This window comes from Chroococcidiopsis cubana SAG 39.79, from assembly GCF_003991895.1.
In the GTDB taxonomy this organism is placed as follows: domain Bacteria; phylum Cyanobacteriota; class Cyanobacteriia; order Cyanobacteriales; family Chroococcidiopsidaceae; genus Chroococcidiopsis; species Chroococcidiopsis thermalis.
The window spans coordinates 1-9,498 of record NZ_RSCK01000151.1; the positions used below are offsets into that span (position 1 = coordinate 1).

Here is a 9,498-nt window from a genome sequence, read left to right on the forward strand (position 1 = left end):
AAAGCTTGTTGAAACATCACAGCAATCGCAATCGCACTTCTATCCTATTCTAACAATTATCTACAACTGTAGTACTAGGGCGTGTTTTAAAACTCTGCGGTTCTACCTCACCCGTTTAGCGTGGTTGTGGCTAGGTAAATCAAATATCCGAGAAAGAACTATTTGCCTTACCTCGTTTTACAAAACGTTCATAGACTCCATCAACGGTAAGGACGAGCAGTGCGTGGATCGGCAGGACAACCAACAGGAGCGCTAAGAGCCGTCCTACACCCATCACAGCTTCAACAATTGTAGACTGCGGAGTGAGCCAGTCAAAAGCGGAATTCAAGAAAGCTGCAACCTGTTTTCTGCCATCGACACACAACCAGGGGCTATGAGCCACGAGCGCGTGTTCAGCCTCCCAACTCCGGATCATCTCAAGGGAGTCACGCAGCGTTGCTCTATCAAAGATGTGTCCGAGTTGTACACCACGCGGAGTGTGTTGATACATCTGATTCCACCTAGTGGTCACACGCGCAATTGACGAAAGTATGGCTGGGTCAAAGTCCATCACCAGATCGGTAAAGATGACAGTGCGTGATGCGCGATGAAAAAAGACAATCTCATCAATCCATCCATTCCCTGAACCAAAAATGCACTGGTCAATCTGACCTGACCATTCAGGTTCAGGGGTATTGGTAGACAACGTTTTGTAGAACCTTAAGTCTTTCCGCTTTGGAGCAAGTCGGGGCGATGCGTAGATTTTTGCATCTGGGTATGCTTGGCTCCAGTCTCCGAGGTGTAGATGGTGTAAGTGATTGGGAGATACGAGGTATTTCACAGCTCCAAGTGCATCAATTTCAGCACGGAGATCTGAAGTCAGCCGAATTGGAGAAATGATGAAAAGGCTATTGTCGTTGAGGCGAATGACGACGGCGCGATGCGTGTAGGGATAGCGGGGCTGCATTGGGGGACGGTAGCAGACCTGCTCTTTTGCCTCGAGCGTCCAGATATTTGAGGCAACTTCGATGAGACTGCTTTTCGACTTGTTAGGAATTGGGCGAAAGCTTTGTGTCATTGATTCTCCAAGGACTGTTTTAAAGTTTTATGGGAGTATTGGAAATGTTAGGGAAGCCGAACTCAGCATCTGTTGATGATTTTACCTCCTCCTCAACGCGGGAATTTAACCAACGCACAATGGCAGCGACTTCAAGCTTTGCTGCCTGCTCAGAAACCGAGTGTGGGTCGTCCGAATAACGACCATCGCACCACGATTAATGGCATTCTCTGGATTCTTAGAACAGGCGCACCGTGGCGCGACCTGCCAGCGCGATATGGAGCGTGGGAAACGGTATCTGGACGGTTCTACCGTTGGCGACGCAGTGGCATTTGGGATCGAATTCTCCAAACGTTACAGCAACAAGCCGATGCCAACGGCAAATTGAACTGGGAAGTTCATCACATTGATGGCAGTGTGATTCGCGCTCACCAACACTCGGCGGGTGCAAAAAGGGGGCGCTAGATTCCGAAAGCTTGCTCTCTGAAATTGAACAAGTTCAGCAACGCGAAGCACTCGGTCGCTCGAAAGGCGGCTTTAGCACCAAAATTCATCTTCGCTGTGACGGCAATGGCTTGCCGATTACCTTCTTACTCACGGTCGGAGAGCGACACGAAACGGTGGTGTTTGAGCAGTTGATGGAGCAAGGAGCGGTCAAACGCACCACAGGTGGTCGTCCTCGCATTCGTCCCCATCGCATTGTGGGCGATAAAGGCTACAGCAGTGGTGCGATTCGTCGCTACCTGCGTCGGCGCGGTATCCGTCTAACTATTCCGCGCAAGGATAATGAGAAGCATCGAGGTAAGTTTGACAAGTCCATTTACCGCGCTAGAAATGTTGTCGAGCGCTGTTTTAATCGCTTGAAGCAGTTTCGCCGTATTGCGACCCGATACGAGAAAAAAGCTGAAAACTACCTCGCAATGCTGACTTTAGCCTCGATACATCTATGGCTCTAATTTTAAAACAGACTCTAGCTTATTTGACGATATGGGGGTGAAAAAATGGCAACTGCAATAGCCATATTCAATCAAGCGGGGGGAGTAGGAAAAACAACCTTGACGATGAACCTCGGATATGCATTAACAGTACAAAAAAAGCGGGTGTTGCTAGTTGATGTCGATCCGCAGGCATCGCTAACTTTCTTCATGGGTGCAGAGCCTTCCGACTTTAAACAAAACAAAACCCTTTATGGGAGCCTACTTTACGATGAGCCTCTGTACCGAGTCGTAGGGGTTCACGGGATGGATTTCGTTCCTTCAAACATAGGATTGAGCGGGGCAGAGTTGGAACTAGTAAACGCTGACATGCGAGACATTCGCCTGCGAGAGGCGTTGTTACCAATTGACAAGGAGTATGACTTTATTCTATTGGACTGTCCGCCGAGTTTAGGGCTTCTAAGTTATGTCAGCCTAGTGGCGGCGAATTTGGTTTTAGTTCCGATCCACACTCACTTCAAAGCTTTTTGCGGGACGGAATTTCTGCTGCAAACAATCGCGCGAGTTCGAGGACGAGCGAATAAGTCTTTAAGAATCGCTGGATTCGTACCGACGATGTTTGCTGCTACAGCAACTCAAGACAAGCGGGCGCTGGCAGCAATCTCAGAGCAGATGTCGCCATACGGTAAGGTATTTTCGCCCATCCCCCGAGCGACAGCCTTTGCAGATGCCGCAGAACAGCACCAGCCGTTGGCAATATACCAACCACGACAGGCGGCGTGCGAAGTTTTTATAGAAATTGCTACTTACTTGGAGAAAGGAAACTAATGTCTGGTACAAAAACAGGCAGTAAAGCGCCCGTACCATTTCGCCAAATGCGGACGAGCGGACTAGACGTTCTTTTTGGAGAATCGCGATTGGGTTCTCAGGAGATAGAGATCGGCTCGATTGTGCTGGGAACTCTTCAACCGCGCAAGTATTTTGACAAGTCCCAGATGGATGAGCTGGTAGCTTCAGTCCGCGAAGTAGGGATTCTCGAACCTTTGATAGTTCGACCGCGAGGTGATGACAAGTTCGAACTAGTGGCGGGAGAGCGACGATTGAGAGCTGCTTCGCTTGTAGGATTGTCCAAGGTGCCGGTTATTGTCAAAATTTTTAATGACGACGAAGCGCTTAAAGTTGCGTTGATGGAAAATTTATTGCGTGCAGATCTCAATCCAATCGAGGAGGTCGAAGGTCTCTTGCAACTTTTGGGGCTAACCCTAAAAATTGAGACAGCAGGTGTAAAGTCACTTCTGTACGGCATGAACAACAAAGCTGCCACGAGTGGCAAGCATAACGTTATATTTGACGAGCGGCAGCAGGAAGTCAAGCATTTGTTTGAGAAAATGGGATTTAACTGGGAATCTTTTCTCAAGAATCGCCTGCCTCTACTCAATCTGCCTGAAAACGTGAAAGATGCTTTACGTGCAGGTCGGATAGAATACACAAAAGCCATCCAGATCGCCCGAATATCTGACGACAATAAACGCCAAGAACTACTACAAAGTGCAATAGACGAAGGATTGTCCGTTGCTGAAATTACCCAGCGCGTGCGAACGATAAAACAGCAAAATCAAGAGATAGGAAGAGAGAAAGAGCTAGTCGAAAGAGCGAAAAGGGTATTTGCACAATTTCGGAAAAACGATTCTATCGCCAGCAAAGAAAGGAGAGAAAAGCTGGAAAGCCTTCTCGACCAGATAGAGAATCTGCTAAACGAAGCACCAAAATGACATTAAATGGATTTGTTTTACTAGAAAATTGCTTAGCATCATCAGAAAAATGGTTGTGGTTAGAGTCGAGGGAGGCTAGTTGAGTAAGGTTTGAGCGTCGCCGCTCTCCCCTCCCCTAAGAACCGTGCATGAGGTAGGGTAGCAGGGCAAACGCATCTAAATTTGCCGCTCGAATTTCTGCTCAATTGAGTAGTTGAGAATCGCCCAAGTGATATGACTTGCGAAACCACCCTGCGCCATTCACTCCTCCCAGATAGGTGTTAGCTTCATGATTGATGGACATATCCAATAATGTCCAGTCACAACTCGTGGCTCGGCAACAACGCCCAAAGGTATACCTAATCGGACTCTAACCACAGCCAGCTTTTTTGATGCCACTAGTTTTTAAAACATCTTTCATCGTGGCGCAGTAATTAGGTAAACAAAAAATAGTGGGATTAACAACTTTTTCGTAAGTACAATGTCGATAGCTCATACAAAATCTGTCCCAAGTAGACATTTGAATTCGGAAGATAGCAATTAATAAATTAGCTAAGAAAATAGAAAGGGGAATACGGAACCAAATCTTTTTATCGAAATAGCTGCATAATTCTTCTATTGCTTCGTTAACGGTTATTTTATCTTGACCTAAAACTAAAGAACGAGATTCCCCTTCTTTTGGAGGATTTTCAATTAAATATCGGATGACGGCGGCTATATCTCGCCCATGAATAAAGTGAAAGCTGCCATCCGCCTGTAAAAGGCGAATTAAGTCGACATACTTGGCGATTTTAGGGATACCGGATGTGACATGGGAATATGGTTTGTTGCGATCGCCTCCCAAAACAAAAGTCGGAAATACTTTAGTTATTTTATCAGCAATAGGTAGTTTAGCTACTCGCTCCAAACACTCATATTTAGAACGAATATAATCTGTACCAAGTTCTCCAGCTTCTTTGAGGGGTTGTTTTTTTGAGTTTAATACGCTGGCTGTAGAAAAGTAAATTACCTGTTCGCAGTGAACTGGATCTAACAGTTCTAGTAACTCTATAGTTTTGAATACATTGACATCATAAGTATCTTCTCCACCCCATGCAGTAGCAGTTAACACAGCTAGGTCAATAGTTGGTAGTAAATCAGCTAAACCATCAAGTTTTTGCATATCCCCTTGAACAAGGGTAACTCCCAGACGTACTTGAGTATTAATTTTTAGTTTTTGGGGATTTCTGACTAGTAGATACAGTTCATGATTTGTCTCTTGGATTAATGTTTCACTAATGTAATGACCAATACAACCACTGGCACCAGTCACCAAAATTCTTTTTTTAGTCATAGAAAACTTTTTTGTTTTTTTGTTAATTATTATAATATTTTTTTGGCTCATTTACAAAAAGTGTGCAAAATGACTAATGACACGATGAAGACTGAATGGATGCATTTTAAGTTTCGTTTGAACTCGAAAATGGCAATATAGCTACTCAAGTAATCTTTGTGGATTTCTTTGAATGGACGTAAGAATTTTCTCACATCTGTCCACATTCCTTTGGTTGTGTTGATATGCACTTCTCGATTTCCATCACGATCATCTCTTGCCCACTCATTCTGGCTGTGAGAAACAGTGGCATAAGGAAGCACCACATGACTGTACTGGCTGATTTATTAGTACATATTGGTGTCCTAGCCAAGGTGAATTGATGTAGAGCAAACACATCTTAAATAAGTGCCAATTTGGGGTCGAATAATGTTTTTGAATAAAATCACTCTGAACAAAGAGGTGACTTTTGCTCAAGGTCAACTGGAATTGAAGAATACTTAAGATTAAGTTCATCAGAAAAAATGGGTTGGAAACCCCGTGCTTCTAGCACGGCTTTACATTTCGCTCAATTTTCGCTAGAGTACTGGAGTTTCAGCGAAAGTAGCATGTACCTGACTCAAAAAAATCAGATACGCGGACTCGAAGTAAGAGAGTTCAAGGCTTTGCAAGAACTTTGCCGACTGAGTAAAAATCTCTATAATGTAGGACTTTACTCGGTCAGACAGTTCTTTTTCGCCGAATCTCGATACTTGCGTTACGAGTCGAACTACCACCAGTGCAAAGGAAACGAGAACTACAAGCTTCTCAATACCGATATTGCACAACAAACGCTGAAAGTAGTGGATCGTTACTTTCCGCTCCTTTTTTAACTTGATTAAAGCGGCAAAGCAGGGGTTGTATCGTTTTGAGCAAATCCGGTTGCCTGGATACTTGCCCAAAGACGGTTTCTTTCCTTTGATAATGCCACGCATCAAAGTAAAAGACGGTTTCTTTGAAATCCCGTTTCCCGCTCGACTGGAGGGAAAGGAATTGAAAGAGGTTCGCATTCTGCCCAAATACAAAGCTCGATTTTTTGAAGTCGAATATATTATTGAGGCAGAACCAGAGCCACAACCTGTAGACCCAAATGACCAAATTGCAATCGACTTGGGACTCAACAATCTTGCTACTTGTGTTAGCACTACTGGGGTATCCTTTATTGTGGATGGCAAACCGCTCAAATCTATTAACCAGTGGTTCAACAAGGAAAACGCAAGAGTGCAAAGTATCAAAGATTTGCAAGGGATTAAGGGAATTACTGAGCGTCAATCTAGATTGACGCTCAATCGAAACAATCGCGTCAGGGATTACCTGAACAAGACTGCTCGATACATTATTAATTGGTGCATTGAGCATAAAGTCGGAACTGTGATTGTTGGCGTTAATCAGGGCTGGAAACAAGAGATTAATATTGGTAGCAGAAACAATCAAAACTTTGTCCAAATCCCGCATTGGAGCTTGAGAAATAAACTCAAGGCTTTGTGCGAAAGGTATGGCTTGAACTACCTCGAACAAGAGGAATCTTATACTAGCAAGGCAAGTTTTTTGGATAAAGATGATATACCTACCTACAACCCTGACAACCCTCAAGAATACAAATTCTCTGGGAGACGGGTCAAACGTGGTTTGTATCGTAGCTGTGGTGGGCATTTGGTTTCGGCTGACGCGAATGGTGCTGCAAATATTGGGAGAAAATGTAGCCTCAATGGGTTTAACTCGGAGAGGGTAGCGGCTGTTTTGGCACAGCCTTTAAGAGTGAAAATCTCTTAAGAATCCTCGCCCTTATAGGCCGATGGAGTGTCAACATCCTTGTTTTCCTTTGAACAAATTCAGATTTCCTCAAAAATTCTTGTAGTAAACCCCTCGATTTTAAGGAATGGGGCATGGAACTAAGCGGCTTCTCAGTAAAATAGAACCTTGCGAACAGCGGACAAAAGCTTAAGAATCACGTTAATCGACAAGAATGCTTCATAGTATGAGGAGGTAGTGGCTTGGATTTGTTAATTCGAGAAGCTCAACTTGAGGACGCTGAGGCGATTGTCAGTATCCTCAATCCAATCATCAAAGCTGGAGTATACACAGCGCTGTCTACCCCGTTTTCTGTAGAGGCGGAACGGGAGTTTATATTGAACTTTCCCCCACGGGGGATCTTTCATGTAGCGGTATGTGAGCATACACAAAAGGTCGTGGGGTTTCAAAACACAGAGCCGTTTGCGACCTACACTCGTGCTTTCGATCATGTCGGAGTAATTGGAACCTACGTCGAGCTGTGCTATCGACGACAGGGGATTGGTAGAAGTCTGTTTCAAGCGACGTTTGAGGCTGCTCTTGGCAAGGGATACGAGAAGCTATCTGCATTCGTCCGTGCAGACAACATCGCCTCATTAGCTGCCTATCTTAGCCAAGGGTTTCGCATCATTGGAACAGCCCACAGACAAGCCAAGATCAATGGAAAGTATGTAGACGAAATCCTAATCGAACGGTTCTTGTAGAAACAAGAGTTGGGTGTCGCATTGCTTGGACTCTTTTCAGATTAATCATTACCAAAAGCTGCCAAGACCCAAATTTCGTTCATGCATCATGAAATTTTCTAAAATTTGCTGGTAGAGGTTTCTAACCCTCTTTAATCACTTTAGTGATAGTAAAGTCTGGAACCTGCTTCAGATAAGGATTGTGATAAAGCTGCTACAAACGAAAGAAGGTGTTAGGAAATCAAGCATGAAAGTTATACACAGCGAATGTTCTGAAGTTTTAGGAAGATTTTTTCTTACCTAGAGTGATATGAGAGGGCTAGTCCTGATGCTGCAAGCCTTCCAACTCTTTCTGTCCACGGCATCTACCGTGAGATTCGCGTCATTTATTGAAAGACACAACATGTCTTATGACCAGGGGAGAAGTAGGGACACGAAATCTCAACGGTGTTTTACAATCTTTGATTAATCCCCCATCTGCTAGTAAGGCTGAGATTAAGTCGGGCGCGATTGTTACGAGTGGGCGATCGCGTCATCCAGCAAGTCAACGATTACGATGGCGAAGTTTTCAATGGCGGCTTGGGAACCATTACTGCGATTGACTTAGAGGAGACTGAGGTGACGGTGCAATATCAAGAGCGAATGGTCACTTACGATTATGCAGACTTGAATGAAATTACCCTAGCGTTTGCCACAACCATTCACAAAGCACAGGGTAGCAAGTATCCGGTGGTGGTTCTGCCTCTGTATATGCAGCACTACATGATGCTGTCGCGCAACTTATTATACACAGGACTGACCCGTGCCAAGCAGTTAGCAATTCTTATAGGTCCATCTAAAGCTATTGGTCTAGCAGTGAAGCAGGTAAAGGATACTCAACGCTACACTCTGCTGCAAGAGCGATTGGTCAAGCGCGAGCACCAGGGGAGCAATTTGTCCAAAACAGTACCTGAGTCAATCTCAGACTAGTTGTGGTTTCTCATAATTAGGTTGGCTGGCTCCGACTCAAAGTGGAACTGGGGAGCCAAATCCTCAACCTCTAGTGGCGATCCCCAAACAGCAATTTGTCCGTCGCGCTGACTGAGAGTCATGCATATATACGTAACATTTAGGCAGTTGACTTTAAGAAATGTTGACGCTTCTCGATCCCCTTGTTAAGAAGGAGCTGTGCGCGCACGACTAGTTTGACAAATCTCAAATTTCAGGAGGTTATGACATGGATAGTTCAATCGCGCTTCCCATAGCAGTATTAATCCTCGGTTGGCTCTTGGCTGCCGCTATCGGCTCTTGGGCTTACTTTGCTGGTAGCGATCGCCAAAATGACAAATCGTTTCCCCTACCCAAATTTGTGACGAAGCGATAAGCGCTCGGCAAATGTAGTAGGGAGTTTCCCAAATCTGTGATAGTGATTGGGAAACTTTACTTCACGAACCAGGAGTTACATTCTTATCCCTGTTATCCCTGTTTTATCACTCTAGGCAGAAGAAAAGTAGAAATCAGAGCTAGTCAGGAAGATAGAAATTGAACCTGTAAGGTTATAAACACTCTTATTGGAGTTGAGAAAAACCATTAAATAATTGAGGAATAGAAAAAACTGTTAGCCAAGGATATATCAGGTTAAATAAAGTAAAAGGTTGAAGAATTAATCGGAGATTGTTAAGAATGTTTTTCCAGCCATTTCCATCATCCCACCAGGGATGGTCAGCCAATCTTGATTGAGATTGTGGTGGAGAGGAGCGTAGTTGTTCCGAATGCAAACTCACCATCAGGTAAGCACTGCAAATTATCTCCCACCACCGCTCAATCTGGTCATAGTTGGTCATCCGAAAATCAGCCCATCCCAACTCATTCTTACTTTGTTTTAATCCGTACTCAATCCCCGTGCTTTAACACCCCCATAAGAACACAAACCCAATCGCAATTCGTTATCCTTAGTGTTGAGGGGTTGCTC

The 9,498-nt window shown here is 44.5% G+C and carries 8 protein-coding genes and 3 pseudogenes; 7 read left to right on the top strand and 4 right to left on the bottom strand.

Translation table 11 applies throughout. The features are described from left to right. Window positions 1-139: 139 nt before the first annotated feature. Window positions 140-1,057 carry a DUF4336 domain-containing protein gene (locus tag DSM107010_RS35240; protein WP_106171338.1) on the bottom strand — a complete coding sequence of 306 codons (918 nt, stop codon included), beginning with the start codon at window positions 1,055-1,057 and terminating at the stop codon, window positions 140-142. Between the two features lie 75 nt (window positions 1,058-1,132). On the opposite strand from DSM107010_RS35240, the gene DSM107010_RS35245 reads away from it, so the two are divergent. The 3 genes from DSM107010_RS35245 to DSM107010_RS35255 all read left to right on the top strand — a co-directional run bounded on the left by DSM107010_RS35245 (window position 1,133) and on the right by DSM107010_RS35255 (window position 3,743). Further along, window positions 1,133-1,992, top strand: a protein-coding gene (locus tag DSM107010_RS35245; protein WP_373425518.1) for an IS5 family transposase whose coding sequence is annotated in 2 segments (ribosomal slippage) — window positions 1,133-1,493 and window positions 1,493-1,992 — 861 coding nt in all. Because the reading frame shifts where the segments join, the coding sequence is not laid out codon by codon here. A gap of 45 nt (window positions 1,993-2,037) precedes the next feature. Next, window positions 2,038-2,799, top strand: a complete 762-nt coding sequence (locus DSM107010_RS35250; RefSeq protein ID WP_127025203.1) for a ParA family protein — start codon at window positions 2,038-2,040, stop codon at window positions 2,797-2,799. Further along, window positions 2,799-3,743, top strand: a complete 945-nt coding sequence (locus DSM107010_RS35255) for a ParB/RepB/Spo0J family partition protein (protein WP_127025206.1) — start codon at window positions 2,799-2,801, stop codon at window positions 3,741-3,743. The genes DSM107010_RS35250 and DSM107010_RS35255 overlap by 1 nt, the downstream gene beginning before the upstream one ends. A gap of 349 nt (window positions 3,744-4,092) precedes the next feature. On the opposite strand, the gene DSM107010_RS35260 is transcribed toward DSM107010_RS35255, so the two are convergent. Then, the gene (locus tag DSM107010_RS35260; RefSeq protein ID WP_106169588.1) at window positions 4,093-5,055 is read right to left on the bottom strand and encodes an NAD-dependent epimerase/dehydratase family protein; all 963 of its coding nucleotides are present in this window, start codon (window positions 5,053-5,055) and stop codon (window positions 4,093-4,095) included. Window positions 5,056-5,642: 587 nt separating this feature from the next. Here DSM107010_RS35260 and DSM107010_RS35265 point away from each other — a divergent pair. From DSM107010_RS35265 to DSM107010_RS35275, 3 genes and pseudogenes are all read left to right on the top strand, one after another. Next, window positions 5,643-6,846, top strand: a pseudogene (locus tag DSM107010_RS35265) (RNA-guided endonuclease InsQ/TnpB family protein). A 221-nt stretch (window positions 6,847-7,067) separates the two neighbouring features. After that, window positions 7,068-7,568 carry a GNAT family N-acetyltransferase gene (locus tag DSM107010_RS35270; protein WP_106169589.1) on the top strand — a complete coding sequence of 167 codons (501 nt, stop codon included), beginning with the start codon at window positions 7,068-7,070 and terminating at the stop codon, window positions 7,566-7,568. A 383-nt stretch (window positions 7,569-7,951) separates the two neighbouring features. Continuing rightward, window positions 7,952-8,516, top strand: a pseudogene (locus tag DSM107010_RS35275) (ATP-dependent DNA helicase); the annotation flags it as partial. Here the strand turns inward: DSM107010_RS35275 and DSM107010_RS42630 are convergent. Further along, a complete protein-coding gene (locus DSM107010_RS42630) occupies window positions 8,513-8,638 on the bottom strand; it encodes a hypothetical protein (protein WP_258184025.1) in 126 nt (41 codons plus the stop codon). The pseudogene DSM107010_RS35275 and the gene DSM107010_RS42630 sit on opposite strands and share 4 nt — an antisense overlap. A 125-nt stretch (window positions 8,639-8,763) precedes the next feature. On the opposite strand from DSM107010_RS42630, the gene DSM107010_RS40615 reads away from it, so the two are divergent. Further along, window positions 8,764-8,910, top strand: coding sequence for a hypothetical protein (locus tag DSM107010_RS40615; RefSeq protein ID WP_199755970.1), 147 nt, complete (start codon window positions 8,764-8,766; stop codon window positions 8,908-8,910). Between the two features lie 111 nt (window positions 8,911-9,021). On the opposite strand, the pseudogene DSM107010_RS35280 reads toward DSM107010_RS40615, so the two are convergent. Beyond that, window positions 9,022-9,430: pseudogene (locus DSM107010_RS35280) on the bottom strand (IS701 family transposase); the annotation flags it as partial. Window positions 9,431-9,498 lie beyond the last annotated feature (68 nt).

What these genes read in the sequence shown, in the direction of transcription:
- DSM107010_RS35240 (WP_106171338.1), bottom strand. Translation starts at nt 1,057, where the DNA reads ATGACACAAAGCTTTCGCCCAATTCCTAACAAGTCGAAAAGCAGTCTC.
- DSM107010_RS35250 (WP_127025203.1), top strand. Translation starts at nt 2,038, where the DNA reads ATGGCAACTGCAATAGCCATATTCAATCAAGCGGGGGGAGTAGGAAAA.
- DSM107010_RS35255 (WP_127025206.1), top strand. Translation starts at nt 2,799, where the DNA reads ATGTCTGGTACAAAAACAGGCAGTAAAGCGCCCGTACCATTTCGCCAA.
- DSM107010_RS35260 (WP_106169588.1), bottom strand. Translation starts at nt 5,055, where the DNA reads ATGACTAAAAAAAGAATTTTGGTGACTGGTGCCAGTGGTTGTATTGGT.
- DSM107010_RS42630 (WP_258184025.1), bottom strand. Translation starts at nt 8,638, where the DNA reads ATGACTCTCAGTCAGCGCGACGGACAAATTGCTGTTTGGGGATCGCCA.
- DSM107010_RS40615 (WP_199755970.1), top strand. Translation starts at nt 8,764, where the DNA reads ATGGATAGTTCAATCGCGCTTCCCATAGCAGTATTAATCCTCGGTTGG.